Here is a 23557-nt window from a genome sequence, read left to right as displayed (position 1 = left end):
TAGACTGTTCAACAAGCCAATTCGTTCATTTTATTTTTACAAATAAAAAACGAGTTACACTAGAATTTGTGAACTCGCTCTAATATAGCATAGCTAAATGATTGGTTATATTCACAAGAAAAAGAATAATTAAGTGCTAAAAGTATCATTCAACATTCAAATCACTTTCATTGTGACTCAGTTAGTAAAACAATTTCTCTCTCAAGCTCATCCATTGAACGAATGACTACATTGGCATACTCATATTCCCCAACATCTTCACTCAGATAAATTGTTTGCAGCCCAACTTCTTTTGCGGCTACTATATCTTTCATATAGTCATTTCCAATCATCACACATTCTTTAGCGGATAAATTTAATTTATGTAGAATTGATTCAAAAAATTCAACTTGAGGTTTTTGATAACCGAGCTCCTTAGAAGTGAAGATTTCCGTGAAATAGTAGTCAATATGGACTCTTGCCAGAGCTTTTCTCACTAGTGAAGCATCTGACGCCCCTGCATTCGTAGCTAGACAAATGAGGTATTTACCATGGAACACTTCCAATGTTTCTTCTATACCTGGAATAGTCTCCACATGCGGCCACTCAGCCATAGGGCCCGAGAACTCTTGAAAATCCTTCATCACTGTGTCGCCCCAGTCAAAGATCAAAGCTTTTATTTTTTTACTATTTTTCATTTACTAATCCTCCTCCAAATTCTCATGTTTATATGGATTGCAGCAAATGATATTTATACATCATCCATTGAAAATTGAGCTTCAATTCGTTTTTAACATTTTATTTTCCTAACAATCTCAGTTATTGATTCAATAATAATATCAGGTCTATCCACATGTATTGAATGACTTGCTTCTTGTACTACAATCAATTTACTATTTTGAGTAAGCGTAGCTTGATTCACGATCAGTTCCTGCCACTTTTCTTCAAATAACCGTAACTCCCATTCTGGGAATCCGTCCTCAATGCCCATCCTAATGGAATGCTCTTTATCTCGGCCGATAACAATTAAAGGGATATCGGGAAATTGCCCCAATCTCTTGATTATTTCTGCATCCTTCTTCCAGTTGCTAATTTCTGAAGACATTGCTTTATATAAATTGGGATTTACCTGAAAGTCAATTAAGCGTTGTTGTATGTCAAAAGGGAGTTGTTCTTGTTTTTTTGTTAAAGTAGGGTTTATTATTTCTGTTAGTTCTTCCTTTTTCATCAATGAATACAAATGGCACTTTTCCATCCAGATGTCATCAGTTGAATCTTCATTCAACATAGGTAAATCCAACTCATCTAAGACCTTTACATCAACAGAAGTCGAATCAACTAACACTATTCCTGCCACCTTTTCAGGATGGGCCTTTACGAAATGCTGCGCACATAAACCACCATATGAATGTCCAACCAATATTACAGGTTCGGTCAATTTAAGGAGTGATATCATCTCACTTATTTCATTGACAACTGCTTGTGTATTACGAACTTCATTGCGAATTTCACTATTACCAAGTCCAGGTCTATGAAACATCACTACTCTATTCGATTTACTTAATGACTCTGATATATCGTGCCATTCATCGAACGAACACCCCATTCCAGTAAGGATAATAATTGGTGTTCCAGTTTCTCCTTTTTGAAGAATCTCGATCTTATGTTGATTCAGCAATAAATATTGGCTAATCTCACTCACCCCTTGCTACTATTTGATCGTGTTTTTCTTCCGGTCATTGTAGTTGTTAATACTTTACCACAAAAATCTAAATGTTTTATTTAATTAAAGAAAAACGACACCACTATGAGCAATTGAACGCTCATAGTGGTGTCGTTTTAAGTTTATCTTAACGTGTAATAGCTGCTTCCCTCTTCGTAAAATCCATTTCCGGATAATACGCCTCTTTCACCAACAAATTCGGTCCTAGGCAGGTCACCGCAGGACAGTGACAGCCAATTGTCTTCGCCAGTGGACGTTCCAACCAACGATCAAGCATTTGAGGCAATGAATCGGTTTGAATATTACCCATTGGTGGTGTATCGCCAAAGTCTGTGACGATGACATCACCTGTGAAGATATTGACGTTCAAACGTGATCGACCATCAGGGTCATTACGCACTGAGACATTTTTACTGCTGTAAATCCGTTTCAACAACGCCAGATCTTCTTCATTATCACTGCATGGGTAAAATGGCAATGTACCAAATAACATCCAGACGTCCTCATCGCGCGTGTCTAGCAGTTGGTGGATTGCTTTTCTAGTTTCATCTAATGACAATACTTCAAGCTGAGAAGCAAAATCGCTTGGGTACATTGGATGCACCTCATGCCTTGCACATTTCATTTCCTCGATAATTTGTTGATGGATATGCTCAAGATGCGGCAGTGTTCGCTTATTCAACATCGTTTCTGCTGACACCATGACGCCCGCTTCAGCTAATGCGCGGCTATTGTCAATCATGCGCTGGAATTGCTCAGCACGGCGCTCACGCGGTGGTTTTCGTTCCATATTTGCAAAGCCACCATCGATGAAGTCATCGACTGTGCCCCAGTTATGAGAAATATGTAAGACATCCAAATATGGGGCAATGGCCATATAACGGTCAAGTGGCATCGTTAAATTTGAGTTCATTTGCGTGCGAATTCCATGTTCATGGGCATATTTCAACAGTGGCAAGACATATTGCTCCACGGATTTCTTGGAGAACATCGGCTCGCCTCCTGTAATACTGATAGTGCGTAAATGCGGGATTTCCTCCAAACGCGAAATCAGCAAGTCAATCGGTAAAGCGTCCGGGTCCTTATGCTCCAACATATAGCCTACCGCGCAATGTTCACAGCGCATATTGCATAAATACGTTGTCGTAAACTCAATGCTCGACAATGTCAGTTTGCCATGCTGCTGCACATCCAAGTACGCTTCCCATGGATCATGTGCAGGTGTCATTTTTTCAAGTGACGGTACATTTGTTTTCATTTTATTATTAACTCCTATACATTAGTAAGATACTAAAATAGTATGCACGTCAATTCAAAGTTACGCAAGCACATTGCAAAACCCCATCTGAGAAAATAATACTCCTAGATGGGGTTTAATTAGCGTTACACTGCTGTTTCCTCTGAAAACTGGCTGTTATACAAATCTGCATAAAAACCATCGTCCTCAAGCAGTTCATAATGTGTGCCTTGTTCAATGACTGTCCCTTGATCCATAACAATGATCAAATCAGCGTCACGAATCGTAGATAGGCGGTGAGCAATGACAAAGCTCGTTCGTCCTTCCATGAGGCGATTCATCGCCTGTTGAATCAGTAATTCCGTTCGTGTATCGACACTTGATGTCGCTTCATCCAAAATCATAATTGGAGGATTTGCGAGAACAGCACGCGCAATCGTGATGAGCTGCTTTTGTCCTTGTGAGATATTAGACGCTTCTTCGTTCAGAACCGTATCATAGCCTTCAGGCAATGTACGAATAAAATGATCGGCATGGGCCGTTTTTGATGCCGCGAAAATCTCGGCGTACGTTGCGCCTTCTTTACCGAACGCGATATTGTCTTTAATCGTGCCATTGAAGAGCCATGTATCTTGCAGTACCATACCAAAAGTCGTTCGCAGGTCTTCACGTGACATACTACGTGTATCGAGTCTATCAATGGTAATCTTACCGCCATTTAATTCGTAAAAGCGCATTAATAAATTTATCAACGTCGTTTTTCCTGCACCAGTAGGTCCTACAATAGCGACTGTTTGACCAGGAGATACATCCAGATTCATATCTTTAATTAACAAATCGTCCCCGTAGCCAAAGTCGACGTGTTCAAATGCAACGGCGCCTTCAGCACGTGGTAGCGTCACTGTCGTTACTTCTGTAATTTCCTCTATCTCATCCAGCAATTCAAAGACACGTTCGGCCGCTGCAACCGTGGATTGAATGACATTAGCAATATTTGCCGTTTGCATAATCGGCTGCGTGAATTGACGCGTATACGTAATGAACGCTTGAATATCCCCGATGGAAATAGTACGCTGTGTCACCAAAATACCACCGACTACACAAATAACAACATAACTCAAGTTGCCAATCAAAGACATCATCGGCATAATAATGCCTGAAATGAATTGCGCTTTACGGCCAGCATCGTACAGTTGTTCATTGACTTCATCAAACTCTGCAACTGACTTACGCTCATGGCCAAACGCTTTGACAACTTGGTGACCTGTATACATTTCTTCAATATGCCCATTCAATTCACCGAGTGTTCGCTGTTGATCGGCAAAATGTTTTTGCGAACGTTTCAAAATCGGTCGAATACCGAACATAGACAAAGGTAAACTGACAAGTGCAATCAATGTGAGAATTGGACTGATAAATAACATCATCGCGAGAATCCCGACAATCGTCACAATAGACGTGATAAATTGCGTCAAGCTTTGCTGCAAGGTGCTACCAATTGTATCAATGTCATTGGTGACCCGACTTAAAGTTTCCCCAACAGGGTGTCCATCATAATATTTCAGCGGTAGCTTCTCCAGCTTGCCGTTGACATCCTCCCGCAAATCATAAACCGTTTTTTGTGCAACACTTGACATAATATATTGCTGAATATAGCTAAACAAGCTACTGACGACATAAAGCCCACCTAATAACAGCAGTAAGTTGCCAATCGCATGAAAATCGATGGCCGCGCCAGGTACATTATTAAATTTGCCATATGCGCCTTCAAATAATTCTGTAATGGCATTCCCCATTATTTTAGGCCCAACAATGGAAAACACAGTACTCAAAATAGCAGCAACTAGTACCGCAATTAACTGATTTTGACGCGGTTTCAAATAGCGAATTAGGCGTCGGAGTGTCCCCTTGAAGTCCTTGGCCTTTTGTCCAGACATCATCATCATCATATTGCCCCCGCCACCAGGTCCCATTTGGACACCGCCTTGAGGGCGAGATTTTTTGTGCTCACTCATGCAGTTTCCTCCTCAGAGATCTGTGATTCAACGATTTCTCGATAAACACCATTCGTTTCTAACAGTTCTTTATGTGTGCCTATACCAGCAATTGCACCATTTTCCAAGACGATGATTTGATCCGCATCAACGACCGTGCTGACACGTTGTGCAACGATGACGACAGTTGCTTCCTTCGTTTCATCTTTCAGTGCAGCCCGTAAGTTGGCATCGGTTTTGTAATCTAAGGCAGAAAAACTATCGTCAAAAATATATAAATCAGGCTTACGTATCAATGCCCGCGCAATAGATAATCGCTGTTTTTGACCACCGGACACATTTGAGCCGCCCTGTGAGATGTCAGATTCATAGCCATCTTTCATTTTGACGATAAAATCCTCTGCTTGTGCGATACGAGCCGCATGTTCAATTTCACCTTGTGTAGCATCTTGTTTCCCAAAACGAATATTTTCAGCAATCGTTCCCGAAAATAGCAACGCTTTTTGTGGCACAAAACCAATTTTCGACCGAACTTCCTCTTGCGATGCCTCGCGGATATCCACGCCATTAACACGAATTGTTCCTGAAGTTACCTCGTAAAAACGTGGAATCAAGTTAATGAGCGTCGTTTTCCCCGCTCCAGTTCCGCCAATAATGGCCGTCACTTGACCCGATTTCGCTGTAAAACTAATGGCTGATAAGGCAGATTCTTCGGCCCCTGGATAGCTAAATGACACGTTGTCAAATTCAAGTGTGCCAGGTGCTTTGTCTGCTTTTTGTGTGCCTTCATCCAAAAAGGTCGGTTGCATTGCAAGCACTTCATTAATACGATTAGCTGACACAGCCGCTCGCGGGATCATGACAAACATCATCGATGCCATGACAAGTGCGAACATAATTTGCATGACGTATTGAATAAAGGCCATTAAATCCCCAATTTGCATCCCGCCATTGTCAATACGAATGCCGCCAAACCAAATAATACCCACAACTGTCAAGTTCATCACCAACATCATGACAGGCATTAAAATCGCCATAATCTTATTGACCTTGATGGATACATCAGTCAAATCTTTATTGGCCTTCTGGAGACGAACTTGCTCCTGTTTCTCGCGATTAAACGCACGGATAACACGGATACCTGTTAAGTTTTCACGTAATACCAAATTCAATCGATCAAGTCGCTCTTGCACCTGCTGGAAAAGAGGCACCCCTTTATAAAGGATAAAAAGTACAGATGCGATTAAAACAGGCATCGTTGCGACAATAATTAACGATAACTTTGCATCCTTTGACACCGCCATAATTAAACCACCGACAAACATAATTGGTGCACTAACGACCATACGAAGCATCATAATGACAACTTGCTGCACTTGTGTAATATCATTTGTTGTTCTGGTAATCAAAGACGCCGTTCCAATTTCATCAAAATCTTGTAGTGAAAAACTTTCCACATGTTTAAATACTTTGCGGCGAATATCACGCCCAAGACCCATCGCAGCTTGTGAAGAATAATAGCTGGCAGTAACAGAAGCCGCCGCTCCAAGTGCAGCGACTAACAACATGATGCCACCAATTTTCCAAATGTACGGGATATCTCCAATGACAACCCCTTTGTCGATAATATCCGCCATTAATGTCGGTAAAAATAAGTCTGATAGGGACTGAACGAACACAAGCCCGAGGATTGCGACAACAATCCATTTATAGACAGATAAATTCTTTAATAATTTGATCATTCCCTAGACGCTCCTTCTTCTATACTTTCTCTTGCAACGTAACCGTAAACGTAGTGCCTTCATCTACTGCGCTTTGTACATGAATGGAACCTTCGTGCATATCGATGATTTTCTTTGTAATGGACAAACCAAGACCACTGCCACCAAGCTTACGATTGCGCGATACATCCACCTTGTAAAAACGCTCAAATAGATGGGCCTGATGTTCCTCAGCAATTCCCATTCCACTATCTGTGATTTCAACAATCGCATCTTTGTTACGCTGATAAAGGTTAATTTTTAGCGTTCCTCCATTAGATGTAAACTTGATGCTATTAATTATGAGGTTAATCCACACTTGACTCATGAGCTCTTGATCAGCCTTAATTTCTACTTCATCTAACGCAATATCCAGCTCCAGTGATTTCGCAAGCCACTGCGGTTCACAGGATAAAATGATTGTACGAATCTGTTTATCTAATCGGTAAGGCATTGGCTCAAACGGATGGTGCTGAGACTCAATAGATGTCAGCTTCAATAAGTTATCGCTTAGATTCGCTAAACGTAAGCTTTCCATCTCAATAATCCCCAGATAATGCTCCCGCTCTTCGACAGTCAAATGATTCTGCTTTAACACATTGGCAAAACCATTAATGGACGCAAGAGGCGACTGAATCTCATGTGACACATTCGAGATGAATTCTTGGCGCATCTCCTCTATCTGATTCAGTTCAACAGCCATCTCGTTAATGCCTTCTACAATTTTGCCAAACGGATGGTTTTTTTTATGTTCAAATTGATTGGCTAACTTTATAGTATAATCGCCTTTGGAAATTTGTTTCATAGCGTCAATCATTGCCGTTAAAAAATCCATTCGCCTTGGAGGAGCAAACTTTGAAAATAACAACATTATGACTGTGAACAGAAAAAACATTACAATCAATGTCAGCAACCCTGTCGAATACTCACTCATATGTAGGTCAGATTGCCGATTAATAAACGAGGTTCCGATGAATGCAAGTGACCACAAGGTAATAGTGAGCACAATCACCTCCACAACACGAAGTACTCCTTTCATTCCTTGACCTCCAGACGATAGCCTAACCCGCGGATAGTACTGATTTTGAAGTAACTAGTGGCCTCGGGAAAACGCTCACGTAGCCTATTAATATGTACATCGACAGTTCGATCTGTACCTTCGTAATCATAGCCCCATATATCTTCAATAAGCTGCTCACGCGAAAAGGTTTTACCTGGATAACTCGCTAACTTAAACAATAATTCAAACTCCTTCAACGGCAGTTCAACCTTTTGCTCACCAATAAGAACTTCATAAGTTTTGTGATTCATCAGCAGTCGACCTACCTGAACGGTTTGTGAAATGGCAATTCGATACCGTTTCAGTAATGCCTTCACCCGCGCCACAAGCTCAGCAGGCTCGAAGGGCTTCACTAGATAATCATCCGTCCCAAGCTCGAATCCTTTCACCTTCTGTGTCGTATCTCCTTTAGCTGTCAGCATCAGTAAAGGAATATCGTAGTGCTTACGGATTTCCCGGCATAGCTCCCAGCCGTCCATATTGGGCATCATAATATCCAATATGACGATATCAGCCTTAAATGACTCTAAGGCTGCCAAAGCCTCCACACCGTCACATGCCCCTACAATTTTAAAGCCTTCTGGACGAAAAAAAAGTCCGACCAACTCCCGCATATGTGGATCATCATCGACAATTAATAACTTCACCATATTTCCCACCTACTTTCTTCACTCGGCACCCCTAGATTCTTTCAATACATTCATTTTAATAGCACTATGTTAACTCAATATTAACAAACACAATATCTCATTGCGTTTACCACAAATTATCGTTTTTTATACTAAAAACGCGCCCAATCTGCAGGCGCGCCGTAGCTTACTCATATGTAATCTCATCTTCATCCTGAATATGAACCCCATTTTTCAAATAAACAGTCGTTCGTAAAACCAGTATTCTCGCTTCAGCGTCAGTTTCCCAACGCTCATCAGGAACCATTTCAAAAGGGATCATCCACGTTTCCTTCGATTTCATATCACTCATCATTTCAATGGATTGCTTCGCAATAATGCCCTCGTCCATTGCCAACCGTTTTAACAAAACGATGTCGATATAATCGACAAGTTCTTCACTTGCTTCCCCTTCAATGTAAACAGTTCCGGAAAGATTTTCACCAAACGCAATATTTGGCCCATCTACATTCGTATTGACAGTCATTTTCTCGTATACAATGGTTGACAAAAATTGCTTTACCATACATCATTCCCCCACTTCTTGACCCTCTGCAATTTCATACTGCATATTTTCGGCTGCTACATATTTATTATACCGCAATTTAAACAATTTAAATAAATGGGTAACCACAACTTTTAACAATGCATATCCTGGAATCCCTAGAACAACACCAGCTACGCCGAATAGCGAGCCTGCTGTTAGCAACACAAAAATAATGGTAATCGGATGGATTTGGAGTGATTTCCCCATAATTTGTGGCGAGATGAATTTCCCTTCGATTAGTTGAACTATCGTCCAGACAGCCGCTAACTTAAACAACAACAGTGGCGATGTCACAAACGCAATAATAACTGCCGGGGTAATGGCAATCAACGGACCTAAGTACGGAACGATGCTTGTGAACATTGCAAGCACACCGAGAAGTAGTGCATAGTCCATCCCGATAATTAGGAATCCAATGGATATCATAATACCAATACAAATCGCAACCAAAATTTGTCCTTGTATGTACGAACTAATTTGGTGATCCGCATCACGAAGGATAAGTGTAACATCCTTACGCATGCGCGGCGGTAACATCTTTACAAAGAAACGCGGTAATTTCTCCCCATCTTTCAACAGGTAAAACAGGATAAACGGCACAGTGACAATCGCTAGAATAATCCCTGTAAAAGCGGAAATGAACGAGGTTACACCACTTGCAATCCCACCAACAGTATCCGTAAAAAACTTACCGATATCCCCTTGACTCGTTTCTAGAAGCGTATTGATATTGATATCCAGACCTTCATAATAAGATGCAAAAATAGATGTCCGTAAAAATGTGTCAATCTTTAGTAATAATTGACTGAAATAAGTCGGGAACTCCGCCACAAGATTATGGAATTGCACTTTTAGAAAAGGCAATACAAGAAAAACTAATGCCGTAATCGCACCGACGGCTCCAATGAATAAAATCAAAATTCCCCAGACACGTGGAATTCGTATTTTCTCTAGTAAACGCAACAACGGTCTAAGTAAATAATAAGCGATTGTCGCAAGTATGACTGGCAATACAACCGTCGAGAAAAAGACGGTAATCGGATAAAATATGAAAGAAATCTGTTTGAAAAGTAAAATGATTAATCCAATTAATAAGATCGAAACGAGGACGAACAACGTACTTCGTCCCCCCAGAAAGCGAATCACATTTAATGTTGCTTCGCTCACTTTGCTATCTATTACATCTTTATTCGATTGCTGTTTGTCACCAAGTCCCATTGACATCCCCTACTTTCGTCAAAAATATTCTTTTAGTCGAGCTGCATATTGATAAATTTTGAGATTGCTTCTTTATTTTTTACGATATCCAACTCGATGACTGAGCCAGCATGTGCATAGGAATTGAATGAATAGGAGCCTTCTACAGGAACCGTCATCGTTTCCACATCAACTCCTTTTTTCATCAATACAGAGAGGGCACGCGAAAGTTCATCTTTCGCAGTAAGATCCGTTTTAATGTATCCTGACAAGGCACCAGCAAGCTTCGGTGCGTTCGCAAGCATACTTGGCTTCATAGCTTCATCTTTCATCGCAGAAATGACTTCTTGTTGCCGTGCGACACGGCCAAAGTCGCCTTCTGCATCTGCGCGGAAACGTGCATAACCGAGCAACTCTTTCCCATTCAACGATTTTTTACCGGGCATCAGCGTGACACCGATTTTTTCAGACATTTCTTTTTTGACATCAATTTCTACACCATTCGGAAAGGCAATATCAACAATCGACTCAAAGTTTTTAAAATCAACAACGGCATAATGATGGATAGGAATACCAAACATGCCTGTAATCGTATCTTTCACAGTTTGTACGCCATTGAGATAGTAAGCCGTATTTAACTTATATGATTTATAACCTGGAATATCAGCGTAAATATCACGCATAAACGAAATAACGCGCATTGTGCCCACATTCTTGTCCCAAGACAATACCATTATGGTATCCGTGCGCGATCTACCACTACCGTCATCGTCAGCTCCAAGCAACAAGTAATTTTCAACGGACGTATACTTCGGATCCACTGCATCTCCTTTAAATGAACCAGGGTCAATTTCATTGGCTTTTGCTAGTGATTTTCCGGCATTATATTGCACAAACGAATAAAGTCCAACGGCTATAAAGCATAGTGTTGCTATCGTAAAAATGACCCGACCTAGTCGAAGTTTTTTCTTTCTTCTTCTTTTTGGTATAGGCCCTTCGTAATGTTCTGTCATTTGATTGATTCCTCCAAAATATGATCTCCCCAAATAAGACGTACGGGAAGCGTCTTGGTTGCGTATTGTTGTGACCATTATACCATGAAGGCCCACTTCGACTATTCATTTACTTATCACAATCAAAATATTTTTAAAATAAGAGGAATGGCGGCATATTCCCCAATTCTCGCAATGGGTCACTGCATATGCTACACAGATGTCCGTTCAGAAAGGCGGTGTACAATATGGGACGCGAATGTAGTGGAGGCGCAGGCGAAAGTAATTCATTTTCATTGATTGTGGTACTTTTCATCCTCTTGATTATCATAGGTGCAAGCTTTCTTTATTAATAGCTAATCTACTCTCAACCGCTCAGCAGTACCCCGTATAATATGAGAGCGCATAACTTGCGCTCTTATTTTTGTTTGGATGGGACTATGCTATAATTTTCGTATAGATGAATGAAAGGTGATGTTTCTTTTGATAGAAAAAGCTACGTTTGCCGGAGGATGCTTCTGGTGCATGGTAAAACCATTCAAAGAGTGGGATGGTATTCACGACGTCGTGTCTGGTTATATGGGTGGACATGTCGATAACCCTACATATGAAGATGTCAAAAAAGGAGATTCAGGCCATTTGGAAGTTGTCGAAATTACCTATGATCCTGCAGTATTTCCTTATGACAAGCTACTCGATGTATTCTGGCAGCAAATCGATCCAACAGATGCGGATGGGCAATTTCAAGACCGTGGTCACTCGTACTCAACGGCCATTTTTTATTACACAGACGAGCAGCGCTTAATTGCTGAAGCGTCTAAAGAGCAACTTGGCGCAAGTGGCACTTTCACGAAACCAATCGTCACACCCATTCGACCTGCCGAAACGTTTTACCGAGCAGAAGAATATCACCAAGATTATTATGAAAAAGAACAAGAACATTATGAGGAAGATCGAGCGCGTTCTGGGCGGGATGAGTTTATTGAGAGCCATTGGGTGTGAATGAATAAAGGAGAAGGAAATCAAAGCACTGGTTTCCTTCTCCCTTTTCTACTTTATTTTACAACCAAATGCTGTACATTCGACTGTAATTCCTGTAAATAAGTCCGTAAACACTCCGGATACAGTTCAACCGTATCTAACTTCTCTAGAGGCATCCATTTAAAAATCAAGCGCTCCCCTTCAATGCCATGAAATGGTTTTTCCTGAATGGATGCAAAATTACTGTCAGCTGTTACGACATAGTAAAAACCGATTTCATGATAGTTTTTTCCACCATGTTCAAAGAAATTTTCGATGACCAAAGCCATTCTATCTACCTGTACGTCAATCCCCAACTCTTCCCGAAACTCTCTCGTCAGGCTACTTTGCGAATCCTCTGCGATCGCAACTCTCCCCCCGGGAAGCGACCAATTCGACTCATTGACATCCCGATGTACCAAAACATGTCCATTTTCTATCCAAATTCCCGCCACACGAAAATTAAACACGCCTTGTGCTGTTTGAAAAACGACATCCATCTAGCCCATTCCCTTCAAAATCAATTTGTAAGAGTAGTGCAAAATAAGATTATAGCATACCGTCAATTAAATACTGAAAGCTCGCCATCCTATTAATACCTGCTATTTTCATAAAAAATGGACAGGAGTTTAACACATCCGGTCCACTTTCCTATCCGCGTTGCTGATAATATTGGCTTTTATAGTAATGTGAAAAATCACTTGGTAAAGCATTTGTATATCGCTTAAAAACCTTAATGAAATAGCGATAATCACTAAATCCTACATCAAGGGCTACCATTGAAATTTTATCTTCCCCAACACTAATAATCTCGATAGCCTTTTGAATCCGATAGCGGTTTAGCAGTTCATTAAAAGTATAAGTTGTGCTTTCTTTAATTTTATTATTAATATAGGTTGCACTCATGCCTAACTGATCGACCAAATCGGTCATACTAATTTTTTCTTTGTAGTTGTTCTGAATAAATTCCAACGCTTGTTGGACATGCTTTGAGTCCGTATGCGCTGCATGCCAAATATCTAAATTTAAAACATTTAACTCTTCAGGTGCTGCTATTTTGTGCTGCAGGACTTGGTATTGTTTCTTTAACGTGATAGAGTCTTTTGCTCTTTCTAGTGCTTCAAATAGCTCTGTATGATTGATGGGTTTTAATAAATACTCTGTCACCTCAAATTCAATCGCTCTTTTTGCATATGAAAAATCCTGATGGCCTGATAAAATAATCGTACTAAATAAATACTTGCCACTACTTTCCTCCAACAGCTCAATCCCCGTTTTTAATGGCATATTAATATCGAGCAAGACAATATCAGGTGTTAACTCTGCAATTTTTTCAAGCCCCTCTAGCCCATTACTTGCTTCCCCGACAACAACACATCCAAACCGTAGCCAATCCACCATATATTTCAAACCATCACGGATCATATCTTCATCCTCGACAATTAAGACTTTATACATCCACATCAGCCCCTCTATTATGCGGTATCTTAATCATTATCCTTGTACCCTTCCCTGTTAAACTATCAATCGTTACACCATATTTTTCACCAAACGGCAAGACAATTCTTCGATGTGTATTATACAATCCAATGCCCTTATTTTTATTCAACTTATTTGTGGAATACAGCCTTGTTCTAATGTCATCAAGTTTCTCCGATGTAATCCCACTGCCATTATCTGCTACTGTGAAGATGATCTCATCTCCAACTATTTCTCCACGAATGTTGATTTGAAGATGCGTTTGCTGGCTGTATCCATATTTAATGGCGTTTTCGATTAATGGCTGTAGCAATAATCGAGGTACATATGCATCCTTGACCTCATCTTGTATATCGATGTCATATTCAAGGCGACCTGTAAAGCGCAATTTATGTAACTTTAAATAATCAAGAATATAATCTAAATCCTGCTCAAAAGAAACATGACGTTCATCATTATTGATACTATAACGCAATAGACGCGACAATGAGTAGATAATTTCTTGAGCCTGATCAAGATCTACATACATCGTATACCTCAATGTTTCCAATACGTTAAATAAAAAATGAGGATTAAATTGACTTTGGAGTAACTTAATTTCGTTTGTTCTTCGTATAGCGGATAATTCTTTATTTGTAGAGATTAATTGATTAAGATGATCCAACATGGAATTATATTGATTCGCCAAAACTTCAAACTCGTCTCCAGTATCAATCCGTACATAGGATGTTAAATCCCCCCGCTCCAGGTGCGCTACGGCTGTCACTAACTTATCAATCGATTGAACATTTTTGGATGACATTTTCTCAGCTAAATTTCGTAGTAAAAAGTATAGCATCACACTCGTTACTACTATAAAAATAGTATAGAGCACAATAATTAAATTGCCCGTTTTAATATTTTTCAATGTGTAAATTGTGAATAATTGATTTGGCGTTTGAATTTCTTTTAAATAATAGATATCATCTTTTATTCTCACTTGTGAATTCGAGATTTTTTCAGGACTAAATTTATTCATTAATCCTTTTACAATTCTATTCGATGTAATAATAATTTGGTCATATTGATCGGTAATGACAACAATGTCTACCTCTTCGCCAAAAATCAAACGTTGTAAATCTTCTTCATAGAGTTGGTAAATCATATAGCCGATAATCTGTTGTTCTTCAATAATAGCTTTCCCCACGTTAAAAACAGTCACTTTTCCATGACTATAATGTGTTTGTTTCGCTTCGATTAGAAGCTCATTTGGATTTTTTTGTATACTTGGAATTATGCTATGTAAAATTTCTTCATTCACTTCACTTTTCGAATCGGTTGTAGATGCTAACAGCACATTCCTATTATCAACAAGATGAAAGACACTTTTTACTGTTTGACGATTATTAAAATTATAAAACTCTTCGTAAACCAAATGATTGTTGCGCTTTGTATTAATATTATCGAGCACGACGGGGAGTTGGGACATTCGTTCAATCTCCTGCACATAATCTTGGTATACGTCCATGACTGCAGCTTCGATATGATTCGCTGATTGACTTGTATCATAAATAATCTTTATTTTAAAAATGAAAATTGTAAATAAGCTAAATAAAATCATAATCACTAAAATAGGGATGACTGTATACTTCAAAAAAAGCGCCTTTGTTGTTTCTTTAAAATTCCGCTTTTTTGTAGTTAGCATACGGCCATCCCCTTAACACTTTTCATCATTATACTATGGAAGATGCCTTATATAGCAACTTCCTTTTTGCCGGTCAACTTAAAGAATAGCAGCAAAGAAATGATCGTGATTATCATCAGCATCGTAGATAATGCCGCTGCTATTCCATAATTCCCTCGGATAACTTCCGTGTAAATTGCTATGGTCATAGTTTTTGTCCTTGCTGTGTACAAAATAATCGATGTACTCAACTCACTAATAATTGTCACCCAGCTAAGGATTGCACCTGATATGACGCCCGGTAACATCATAGGCAACGTGATTTTAATAAATGTTTTCATATTCGACGCACCTAAGCTTGCGGAAGCCTCTTCTACACTTGGACTAATCTGATGAACCATTGCCGCACTGGATCGAATCGTGTAAGGCAATCGCCGAATGACAAATGAAATAATCAAAATTGTCGCAGTGCCGCTTAATAATATAGGTTTACTGTTAAAAGTCAATAACAACGCAATCCCAAGAACGGAACCTGGAACAATATAAGGAATCATCGAAATAATATCTAATCCATTTGTTGCTGCATTTCTTCTTCTAACCGTGACATAGCCAATCAGAATGGCTATGATGACAACAAAAATCATCGCGATGATCCCAAGTAAAAAGGTATTGTAGATGGAATCTCCTACACGACTAAAAGCCATTTTAAAACTGTCTAGCGAATAACCTTTGACAAATACACGCCCGGATGTCTTTAAAAATGCGGTATAGACAACATATAGTTGCGGTAAGAACGCCAAAGCCAGGAAGCCATAAACGTACAAGTTCGCTAATACATTTTTTAATCCTTTTTCTTGTTTTTCTTTAATCGGACGTAGCGCACTCATTGAAAATGACTTTCTATTGGAAACATATTTTTGTAATAAGAAAATGGATAACGCTAGGATGATTACAATTACACTAATCGCGGCAGCAAATCCATCGTCTCCACCCATTTCACTGATGAATTCATTGAAAATAAGGACTGGTAACGTCTGGTATCCTTCGCCAATTAGCATAGGTGTTCCAAAATCCGCCAAAGCTCTCATGAATACGAGTAATGAGCCCGCAAGTAATGTTGGTACAATGAGCGGCATAACAACCTTCACTAGCTTTTTGATACCTGTATAACCCATACTTTCGGCAGCTTCTAACAGCGAACTGTCTATACTTTTAAAAGCTCCCATTAAAAACATGTAAACCAACGGCGTTAATTGTAAGGTAAGAACGACTAAGATACCTGTAAAACCATAGATATCGGGCGTATTAATGTGGAAAATATTACTCATAAAGTTTGTGATAACTCCATTTCTTCCCATTAAGAGTATCCAAGAATACGCACCAAGGAAGGGAGGAGCCATTGAGGAAATTAAAATGAGAATTTGAAGGTACACTTTCCCTTTAATTTTAATAGTCGTCATTATATAGGCCAGTGGAGTTGCAATGACAACTGCTGCAATCGTCACAGCAATGGTTACTTTTAAACTATTAAAAAGGGCACCATAATAATATTTTTTTCCGAAAAACTTTAAGAAATACTCTATGGATAACTTGCCTTCTTCACCGCCAGTAAAACTTGCCTTCAATAACGTAAATAGAGGCAACACCAATACAAAGGTGTACAGCACAATAATTCCTAACGTGATGAGTGACCAGACGTCTCTTTTCTTAGCCCAATTAGAAACCATGACTTACACCCTCTATTAGATTTACTTCGCTGTCATAATCAAATATATTAATCTTTTCCTTCTTGATACGAAGCCTCACTTTCGTTCCAGGATTAATCGTATCTCCAATCGTTGATTCCTGAATAACCTCTACTTTTTCACCGCTTACTAGCTCTGCAAAGTAATGATTATTTAGGCCCAAAAAGATATGATCGAGCACGGTTGCTTCGATACCTTCACTACTAGCTGTATCAATGATAAATTCTTCAGGACGGATGGACACTTTAACACGGACATTTTGGCTAGCTGTTTGTATGATGATATTGGGTATGTCTACAACATGCTGCCCATCCAACATCAATGTACACTTACCATTATCAATCCGAATATCTCTTTCAATTACATTTGTCCGACCAATGAAGCTTGCAACGAATAAATTAGTTGGACGTTGGTAAATGGATTGCGGAGTACCGATCTGTTGAATCGTCCCTAAATTCATGACCGCAATCCGATCTGAAACAGCCATTGCTTCTTCTTGGTCATGTGTAACATAAACCGTTGTAATCCCTACTTTTCTTTGAATCTCTTTAATGGCATTTCGCATATCGACACGTAATTTTGCATCTAAATTTGAGAGTGGTTCATCCATTAATAACACGCTTGGTTCTATGACAACCGCACGAGCAAGTGCCACCCTTTGCTGTTGTCCTCCAGATAAATTTTCTGGCATACGATCGGCAAATTGTTTAATTTGCACGACGTCCAATATCTCTGAAACTCTTTTCTCAATTTCCTCTTTCGCCAGTTTTCGATTACTTAAACCAAAAGCTACATTTTTCTTCACCGTCAAATGCGGAAAGATAGCATAGTTTTGAAAAACCATACCGATATTTCGGTGTTGGGGAGCGATATCATTAATGACTTTGTCATCAAAACTAATTTCTCCACCTTCAATGCTGTTAAACCCAGCGACCATCCTCAGTAATGTTGTTTTACCGCAACCAGAAGGACCAAGAAGGGTGAAAAACTCACCCTTCTTGATGGCAAAAGACAGTCCTGGAATAACAGTGATGTCATTGTATTTTTTGATAACATTCTTAAAGTTAATTGAAATACTCACGGCTACCCCTCTTCTCTTTGAAACTTATTGTGCACTTGTAAAGACATCAATATATTTTTCAACCAATTTATCTCGGTTTTCCTTGATATAGTCCTCATCTTCAATAATAATGTTGATATCTTGCAAAGGCGTCATATAATCGCCAAGTTCTACGCCTTTTCGAAGAGGTCTATTTGTTAGTTTCGTTCCAAAAGCATCTTGCGCGTCTTTGGAAATAATAAAGTCAACAAATTTCTTTGCATTCTCTAGGTTTTTACTACCTTTCACAATTTCTACACCCGCATCTAAAAATACCGTTCCTTCTACAGGGTACACAATTTTAACTGGTGCACCATCGCGGACATAGCTTGAGGATGGATCTTCGTACGTTAAGCCAACTACATATTCACCGTCTGCTACTCCTTTGTGGACGGCACCTGAACCGCTTGCCACTTTACCGTCTAAGTTTTTCACGAGTTCCGCGACATAATCCCATCCTGCATCAGATGTATAATCGCCACCCATTGCTAATAACATATTTGTTAATTGTGCAAAAGCTGAACTTGAGCTCGCTGGATCAGCCGCAGCAATTTTCCCTTTTAGTGCCGGGTTGAGTAAATCTTCATAGCCGTTAATTTCAATATCTCCAATTAAATCAGTATTGACTAGAATTACACTACCATCAGCAACATAAGGTGTTAAAAATCCTGTTGTATTTTTATGACCGTCTAACATATCATCATTGTTTTTTGATACGTATTCTTCAAATAAATCGGGGTATCCTAATGCCTGTGCTTTACTTCCACCAAACATGATATCTGCATATGGATTTTCTTTTTCAGACGAAATACGCTTGATGAGTTCCCCTGTGCCTGCAGAAATTAGTTCTACTTTGATCCCTGTTTCTTTTTCAAACATTGGGATAAGCGTATTGATAATATCCTCACTGTTCGGAGAATAAATTACTAAGCTATCACTACTTCCGCTATCCTTGCCCCCACAAGCGACTAAAAATACAGAAAGTGTTAAGATAACTACTAAACTAACTATTTTTTTCATTGTAAATCCTCCCTTTGTGTTGTAATGAATTGCTTACATTCCGAGTATATCCTCAGATGTAAGCGTATACAATGGTACTTTCAAACACTATTGTCTACTATTCGAAATAGTCAATAGAAATATCAGCCAAATTGTAGCAATTGAACTGAAATTGCTACGCCTTCTATTACTCATGACTTTTGCAGTCCCATTATGGCGCCTTTACTAAGTTGACCCTTCTTCTTACATTAGAAAATACCCGTCTTGTACAAAAAGTTCAGGACGGGTATTGTTACTTTGTATAAGTTTAGAATGATTCATAAAACACAATGTCATTGCGCTCCAACATCTTTTTCGCAGTTGGCTTCTCTTCAATTGTAAATTTAACCATAAAAAGACACCTCCAATTGTAGGTGGTGTCTAACAATTGGGGTGCAGTTCACTTTAAAAGTCTTCTTATTTCTTTCACATTTACTTCCGCACTATCTAAGGGATCTTTTGTAAACTCTTCCTGCTCAACAACAAGCCACAGTGCGCCTACTTCATTTCCTTTTCTTACGAAATCAGCTAGCGGCAATGTACCAGTACCAAGCTCAGTTGAAATGTATTGATTGTCCTTAACTATCATATCTTTAATATGCAATGACACACAATTATCTGCATATTTCTCAATGATTTCGATTGGATTATGTCCTGCATAAGCGGCCCAAAAACAATCGAGTTCCATTTTTAGATGATCACTAGTTGTATTTCCAAACAGAATATCAAATCCAGTTGTTCCATCAAAAGATTCGAATTCAAAACCATGATTATGATAAGCTAACTTAAATCCCCTAGCATATAAATTTCCACCAATTTTGTCCAGTATTGCTGCTGATCGCTTATAATCATCAGCTGTTGTTCGCATTTCCTTTGGTAGAGATGACACGATAATTAAATCATTTTCAATTATCTCATGATATTTTAATGTTTCATCAAGCCGATGCTGTAGTTGTTCGATCTGAACATGGGAGCCAGCCGCTTTTATTCCTACGCTATCCATTTTTGCTTTCACATCTGCTGCGTCGAGATTGAAAAAACCAGCAAACTGCGCACCGTTGTATCCCATCTTCGCTACTTTTTCAAGCGTACCTAATAAATCTTTTTCACTTGAGTCTTTAATTGAATATAATTGCAAACCAATATTATCCATGCATTATCTCCTTTGATTTTAAATAAATTCTCTGAATTGACGACGATCCCAACTTATTGCTTGCCAATGAACTCTATGGATATGTTCTATGACTTTTCAAATTTTTTATCAGACTTTAAAAGAGAATTTTTTTGTATGAGCCAATAAGCAACCTATTGCCAATTAAAAAGGACAGTATTATATTCATCCTTATTAAATCTTAAACCATCATATGCGCTCTGCGCTTCTTCTGGCGCAATTACATGACTAATGAGTGGATCAACAACTAGCATATTATCCATTAATAACTGGAAAGCAATATTCGAGTTTCTAACCAATGAATGTTTAATAAACTCGTTAGGAGTAACTGGATATCGCCATTCATGTGCACCCTTAAATGTAATACTGCCAAGGTGAGCAAGATGGCAATACTGCAAAATCTTTGTTGCATTTGTGTTATATTCTCCTCTTGGTGTGCCAAGTAAGATAATCTCACCGAAATTTGCAATCCACGTAAGACTATCTTCCACTAATTTCGGTATTCCTGTTGCCTCAATAGCCGTCGAAACTCCCAATCCATTCGTTATCTCCAGTACCTTTTCTCTTGAATCTTCATTGCTAGAATTTATCGCCTTATATAATCCACACTGACGTGCCAGTTCCAAACGATTTTCAGAAATGTCTAAACCAATAACCCTTGCTCCTTGCAGTTTTGCTAGTTGGGCCGCCATATTTCCTACTATTCCCTGTCCAGTCACTGATACAAAGTCGCCTAATTCGATTTGTGAAGTTCGAATAGAAGTCATTGCGATTGTTGCCATTCGTGTAAATGGAACCCATTTCAATTCTAAATTTTTAGGAACTTTAAGAAAAACACCTTCTGTCGTTGTGACCTCATACTTGGTATGTGTACCGTAATGGAAGACTATATCTCCGACTTCAAATTCTTTGATATTAGTTCCTATTTCAATTATTTCACTAACCGCAGAGTATCCAGGTATTCCTGGCATTTGAAACCACTCATCGGTACCAGATAGACAAGATAGTTCTGTCCCAGCGCTCACCATTGTATATATTTTCTTCACTATTACCTCATTCGGCTGTAATTCCGGGCTAAAGCGTTCATTTTGAAGTTCTACCTTCCATGGTGCTACAAACACTACTTTTTTATTTTCCATACTGAACATCTCCTCTACAGTAATTTCACCTAAAAATTATCCTTTTACAGATCCAAATCTCATAGCCACTACTGAAAAGTCCCCTTCGGAAATCGCAAAATTTGGCGATCCATCTAACATCCCCTTTTTTTTCGGTAAAATAAACCTCACATTCTATATTTTACCCCGAGTTTGATTAATTACAATATTTAAAAACCTGATTAGGGATAATGAAACCATCACAAAACGAGCTTGGAAAAATTGCTCCAAGCTCGTTTCATTCAATATATTCTGCGTTCTTTTTTATCCCCAATCAAAAATGTCAATATAAGCATCATGACATACAACAACATCATAATACCAAACGTATACTGATGGCTCGCCGTCCTGTCAAAGACCAGTGCAATGAGCAGTGGCAATAATCCCCCCATGATGAATCCGCCTGTCTGCATCATGGCTGTCCACGCGCTCGCTTCTTCAGCAGTCTCTGTCTCATCCAGTGGCAACAGCAGTGCAACTGGGAATAAACCACCTAGCGGTATGCCCATGATGACCGCGCCTATCCACATAAGTGAATGAATGCCTGTCCAGAATAAGATGATTGACGTCATTCCTGCGATAAGCATGAGTAATAACCAGAACTTCCGCGCAGGAAAGCGCTGCATGAGCTGTGGCAGTAGGATATTTAAAAAGATTTGGACGGTCGTCATCACACTGAGGAGTGTCCCCGCCTGCAACAACGTCATGCCAGCCGACGTTGCAATGGGAGCCAGCCATGTAATAATCGAAAAGAATGCGGATGATTGCAAGCCAAAAAACAATAAGAACAGCCAGGCTTTTCGAGATTTCCATGGAGACCTCACCTTTTTTCGTTCAGCTTTTACAACATCAGCATCCAGTTGACGAAACTCTATCCGATTTGTCATCGCTAAAAACCATGCAACTAAGCCAACAAGTGCTAGCACTGACCAGATGCTTAACGCAAATAAGTATGATCCAGTCGTGTCAAAAAATACAACTGTCAATCCCGCGCTCGCAGCTGATCCAACACCCATTCCGAATGAATAAATGCCAATGACAGATGCCGCCCGGTCTGGAAAATACTGTTTGATCATAGCGGAAAGAAGCGGGCCCATTACAGCAATGGCAATTCCGACAATGAATGCAGTACCAATTAGTACTGGATAGCCTGGAAGGAAGCCACGAATGGCAGTCACAACACCTACCAAAATAATCATTACGGTCATCGTTCGCTTCAATCCAAATGACCGTTTTAAAATAGGTGCCAACATGGCGAAAATCCCCATGCAGATGACAGGAACAGCTGTTAATAAACTGACCTGTGCATTGGTTAATAATAATTGTTCACGTATTGTTTCAAGCATCGGCCCAATGGATGTAATCGCTGGGCGCATATTAATAGAGATTGCAAAAATCGCAATAATCATGAGAACGGTATTTCGTTTGTTTACTTCATTAGACATGCATACTTTCCTTTCATTCGAATAAACTAGATGAATATTGACGCAATTGTACGTAAGATAAACTATAATTGTACCACTTTTCTCTTCACTCTATTCACTTTTTTTCTTTTGATATAATCCTTACAGTGTAAAAAAATGGAGGTGTGCTCAATGGAATTTATCTCTTTAATCCCTATCTTAATTATGTTTGTTATCTATCTAGTTGTTATCGGCTTGACAATCTGGTTTGCTATTAGCCTGATTTCTGCTCAAAAAGAACGCAATTTAGTGCTGAAAGAGATTTCAAATAAACTGAGTGTCGTAGAGAATAGTAAAAAGGAAGAGTGAAATACTCTTTCCTTTTTACCTTGCTTTCTGATTGTATCCCGCACTCCACATCACTACTGATAAACAAAAAAGATGACTGCTCCAAAATGGAATAGCCACCTTAAACTTTACTAATCCTACTTACCATCTCCAATTGGATTTTCTACGGTTACATCTACTTTCGTGGCAGCAACATCTACATTCAACTTCGCGATTGCATCCACATTTTGGTTTTATATTACAAACAGGTTTTATTACTCGACACTCACAACTCGAT

At 39.2% G+C, this 23557-nt stretch carries 22 protein-coding genes; 3 read left to right on the top strand and 19 right to left on the bottom strand.

All coding sequences use genetic code 11. The features are described from left to right. Positions 1–167 precede the first annotated feature (167 nt). From R2B72_RS02185 to R2B72_RS02140, 10 genes are all read right to left on the bottom strand, one after another. Positions 168–677 carry an HAD-IA family hydrolase gene (locus R2B72_RS02185; RefSeq protein ID WP_318614522.1) on the bottom strand — a complete coding sequence of 170 codons (510 nt, stop codon included), beginning with the start codon at positions 675–677 and terminating at the stop codon, positions 168–170. A gap of 92 nt (positions 678–769) precedes the next feature. Then, positions 770–1681: an alpha/beta hydrolase gene (locus R2B72_RS02180; RefSeq protein WP_318614521.1), complete on the bottom strand. Its 912-nt coding sequence runs from the start codon at positions 1679–1681 to the stop codon at positions 770–772. Positions 1682–1829: 148 nt separating this feature from the next. Further along, positions 1830–2960, bottom strand: coding sequence for a radical SAM/CxCxxxxC motif protein YfkAB (yfkAB, locus tag R2B72_RS02175; RefSeq protein WP_318614520.1), 1131 nt, complete (start codon positions 2958–2960; stop codon positions 1830–1832). A gap of 125 nt (positions 2961–3085) precedes the next feature. After that, on the bottom strand, positions 3086–4954 hold the full coding sequence (locus R2B72_RS02170; protein ID WP_318614519.1) for an ABC transporter ATP-binding protein: 1869 nt from the start codon (positions 4952–4954) through the stop codon (positions 3086–3088). Then, a complete protein-coding gene (locus R2B72_RS02165) occupies positions 4951–6675 on the bottom strand; it encodes an ABC transporter ATP-binding protein (protein WP_318614518.1) in 1725 nt (574 codons plus the stop codon). The genes R2B72_RS02170 and R2B72_RS02165 overlap by 4 nt, the downstream gene beginning before the upstream one ends. Positions 6676–6694: 19 nt before the next feature. Continuing rightward, on the bottom strand, positions 6695–7732 hold the full coding sequence (locus tag R2B72_RS02160; RefSeq protein ID WP_318614516.1) for a HAMP domain-containing sensor histidine kinase: 1038 nt from the start codon (positions 7730–7732) through the stop codon (positions 6695–6697). Beyond that, positions 7729–8403 (bottom strand): response regulator transcription factor, encoded by a 675-nt coding sequence (locus R2B72_RS02155; protein ID WP_318614515.1) that lies wholly within the window; start codon positions 8401–8403, stop codon positions 7729–7731. Before R2B72_RS02155 ends, R2B72_RS02160 begins: the two co-directional genes overlap by 4 nt. Positions 8404–8569: 166 nt before the next feature. Continuing rightward, positions 8570–8947, bottom strand: coding sequence for a sporulation protein (locus tag R2B72_RS02150; RefSeq protein WP_318614514.1), 378 nt, complete (start codon positions 8945–8947; stop codon positions 8570–8572). A 3-nt stretch (positions 8948–8950) separates the two neighbouring features. Continuing rightward, positions 8951–10186 carry an AI-2E family transporter gene (locus tag R2B72_RS02145; protein ID WP_318614513.1) on the bottom strand — a complete coding sequence of 412 codons (1236 nt, stop codon included), beginning with the start codon at positions 10184–10186 and terminating at the stop codon, positions 8951–8953. 32 nt (positions 10187–10218) lie between these two features. After that, positions 10219–11178, bottom strand: coding sequence for an LCP family protein (locus R2B72_RS02140; protein ID WP_318614512.1), 960 nt, complete (start codon positions 11176–11178; stop codon positions 10219–10221). A gap of 188 nt (positions 11179–11366) precedes the next feature. Between R2B72_RS02140 and R2B72_RS02135 the strand changes: the two genes are divergently transcribed. Together R2B72_RS02135 and msrA are read left to right on the top strand one after the other, a co-directional pair. Further along, the gene (locus tag R2B72_RS02135) at positions 11367–11510 is read left to right on the top strand and encodes a YjcZ family sporulation protein (protein ID WP_412177779.1); all 144 of its coding nucleotides are present in this window, start codon (positions 11367–11369) and stop codon (positions 11508–11510) included. Positions 11511–11631: 121 nt separating this feature from the next. Next, complete coding sequence (gene msrA, locus R2B72_RS02130; RefSeq protein WP_318614510.1) at positions 11632–12159, top strand: peptide-methionine (S)-S-oxide reductase MsrA; 528 nt, start codon at positions 11632–11634, stop codon at positions 12157–12159. 53 nt (positions 12160–12212) lie between these two features. On the opposite strand, the gene R2B72_RS02125 is transcribed toward msrA, so the two are convergent. The 9 genes from R2B72_RS02125 to R2B72_RS02085 form a co-directional block, all read right to left on the bottom strand. Further along, positions 12213–12677, bottom strand: a complete 465-nt coding sequence (locus R2B72_RS02125) for an NUDIX hydrolase (RefSeq protein ID WP_318614508.1) — start codon at positions 12675–12677, stop codon at positions 12213–12215. A gap of 151 nt (positions 12678–12828) precedes the next feature. Continuing rightward, positions 12829–13635, bottom strand: coding sequence for a response regulator transcription factor (locus R2B72_RS02120; protein ID WP_318614506.1), 807 nt, complete (start codon positions 13633–13635; stop codon positions 12829–12831). Beyond that, positions 13628–15340 (bottom strand): sensor histidine kinase, encoded by a 1713-nt coding sequence (locus R2B72_RS02115; protein ID WP_318614504.1) that lies wholly within the window; start codon positions 15338–15340, stop codon positions 13628–13630. Before R2B72_RS02115 ends, R2B72_RS02120 begins: the two co-directional genes overlap by 8 nt. A 47-nt stretch (positions 15341–15387) precedes the next feature. Beyond that, entirely contained in the window at positions 15388–17046 is a 1659-nt protein-coding gene (locus tag R2B72_RS02110) for an iron ABC transporter permease (RefSeq protein ID WP_318614502.1), read from the bottom strand. Further along, positions 17036–18145, bottom strand: a complete 1110-nt coding sequence (locus R2B72_RS02105; protein ID WP_318614501.1) for an ABC transporter ATP-binding protein — start codon at positions 18143–18145, stop codon at positions 17036–17038. Before R2B72_RS02105 ends, R2B72_RS02110 begins: the two co-directional genes overlap by 11 nt. Before the next feature lie 24 nt (positions 18146–18169). Further along, positions 18170–19183 (bottom strand): ABC transporter substrate-binding protein, encoded by a 1014-nt coding sequence (locus R2B72_RS02100; protein WP_318614499.1) that lies wholly within the window; start codon positions 19181–19183, stop codon positions 18170–18172. A gap of 418 nt (positions 19184–19601) precedes the next feature. After that, the gene (locus R2B72_RS02095) at positions 19602–20354 is read right to left on the bottom strand and encodes a sugar phosphate isomerase/epimerase (RefSeq protein WP_318614497.1); all 753 of its coding nucleotides are present in this window, start codon (positions 20352–20354) and stop codon (positions 19602–19604) included. Between the two features lie 152 nt (positions 20355–20506). Further along, entirely contained in the window at positions 20507–21511 is a 1005-nt protein-coding gene (locus R2B72_RS02090; protein WP_318614496.1) for a zinc-binding alcohol dehydrogenase, read from the bottom strand. Between the two features lie 260 nt (positions 21512–21771). After that, positions 21772–22974 carry a CynX/NimT family MFS transporter gene (locus R2B72_RS02085; RefSeq protein WP_318614495.1) on the bottom strand — a complete coding sequence of 401 codons (1203 nt, stop codon included), beginning with the start codon at positions 22972–22974 and terminating at the stop codon, positions 21772–21774. Positions 22975–23124: 150 nt separating this feature from the next. Between R2B72_RS02085 and R2B72_RS02080 the strand changes: the two genes are divergently transcribed. Next, positions 23125–23301 (top strand): hypothetical protein, encoded by a 177-nt coding sequence (locus R2B72_RS02080; RefSeq protein WP_318614494.1) that lies wholly within the window; start codon positions 23125–23127, stop codon positions 23299–23301. The last annotated feature ends 256 nt before the right edge of the window (positions 23302–23557 follow it).

Origin of the sequence: Sporosarcina sp. YIM B06819, from assembly GCF_033485175.1 — a bacterium.
In the GTDB taxonomy this organism is placed as follows: domain Bacteria; phylum Bacillota; class Bacilli; order Bacillales_A; family Planococcaceae; genus Sporosarcina.
The sequence above is the reverse complement of the archived record's forward strand: the minus strand, read 5'-3'. Positions and strand labels throughout refer to the sequence as shown.

Coding starts and splice junctions, on each gene's coding strand:
- R2B72_RS02165 (WP_318614518.1), bottom strand. CDS start 6,675: ATGATCAAATTATTAAAGAATTTATCTGTCTATAAATGGATTGTTGTC.
- R2B72_RS02085 (WP_318614495.1), bottom strand. CDS start 22,974: ATGTCTAATGAAGTAAACAAACGAAATACCGTTCTCATGATTATTGCG.
- R2B72_RS02120 (WP_318614506.1), bottom strand. CDS start 13,635: ATGTATAAAGTCTTAATTGTCGAGGATGAAGATATGATCCGTGATGGT.
- R2B72_RS02095 (WP_318614497.1), bottom strand. CDS start 20,354: ATGGATAATATTGGTTTGCAATTATATTCAATTAAAGACTCAAGTGAA.
- yfkAB (WP_318614520.1), bottom strand. CDS start 2,960: ATGAAAACAAATGTACCGTCACTTGAAAAAATGACACCTGCACATGAT.
- R2B72_RS02150 (WP_318614514.1), bottom strand. CDS start 8,947: ATGGTAAAGCAATTTTTGTCAACCATTGTATACGAGAAAATGACTGTC.
- R2B72_RS02145 (WP_318614513.1), bottom strand. CDS start 10,186: ATGGGACTTGGTGACAAACAGCAATCGAATAAAGATGTAATAGATAGC.
- R2B72_RS02170 (WP_318614519.1), bottom strand. CDS start 4,954: ATGAGTGAGCACAAAAAATCTCGCCCTCAAGGCGGTGTCCAAATGGGA.
- R2B72_RS02155 (WP_318614515.1), bottom strand. CDS start 8,403: ATGGTGAAGTTATTAATTGTCGATGATGATCCACATATGCGGGAGTTG.
- R2B72_RS02100 (WP_318614499.1), bottom strand. CDS start 19,183: ATGAAAAAAATAGTTAGTTTAGTAGTTATCTTAACACTTTCTGTATTT.
- R2B72_RS02080 (WP_318614494.1), top strand. CDS start 23,125: ATGGAATTTATCTCTTTAATCCCTATCTTAATTATGTTTGTTATCTAT.
- R2B72_RS02185 (WP_318614522.1), bottom strand. CDS start 677: ATGAAAAATAGTAAAAAAATAAAAGCTTTGATCTTTGACTGGGGCGAC.
- R2B72_RS02110 (WP_318614502.1), bottom strand. CDS start 17,046: ATGGTTTCTAATTGGGCTAAGAAAAGAGACGTCTGGTCACTCATCACG.
- R2B72_RS02160 (WP_318614516.1), bottom strand. CDS start 7,732: ATGAAAGGAGTACTTCGTGTTGTGGAGGTGATTGTGCTCACTATTACC.
- R2B72_RS02090 (WP_318614496.1), bottom strand. CDS start 21,511: ATGGAAAATAAAAAAGTAGTGTTTGTAGCACCATGGAAGGTAGAACTT.
- R2B72_RS02135 (WP_412177779.1), top strand. CDS start 11,367: ATGCTACACAGATGTCCGTTCAGAAAGGCGGTGTACAATATGGGACGC.
- R2B72_RS02125 (WP_318614508.1), bottom strand. CDS start 12,677: ATGGATGTCGTTTTTCAAACAGCACAAGGCGTGTTTAATTTTCGTGTG.
- msrA (WP_318614510.1), top strand. CDS start 11,632: ATGTTTCTTTTGATAGAAAAAGCTACGTTTGCCGGAGGATGCTTCTGG.
- R2B72_RS02115 (WP_318614504.1), bottom strand. CDS start 15,340: ATGCTAACTACAAAAAAGCGGAATTTTAAAGAAACAACAAAGGCGCTT.
- R2B72_RS02140 (WP_318614512.1), bottom strand. CDS start 11,178: ATGACAGAACATTACGAAGGGCCTATACCAAAAAGAAGAAGAAAGAAA.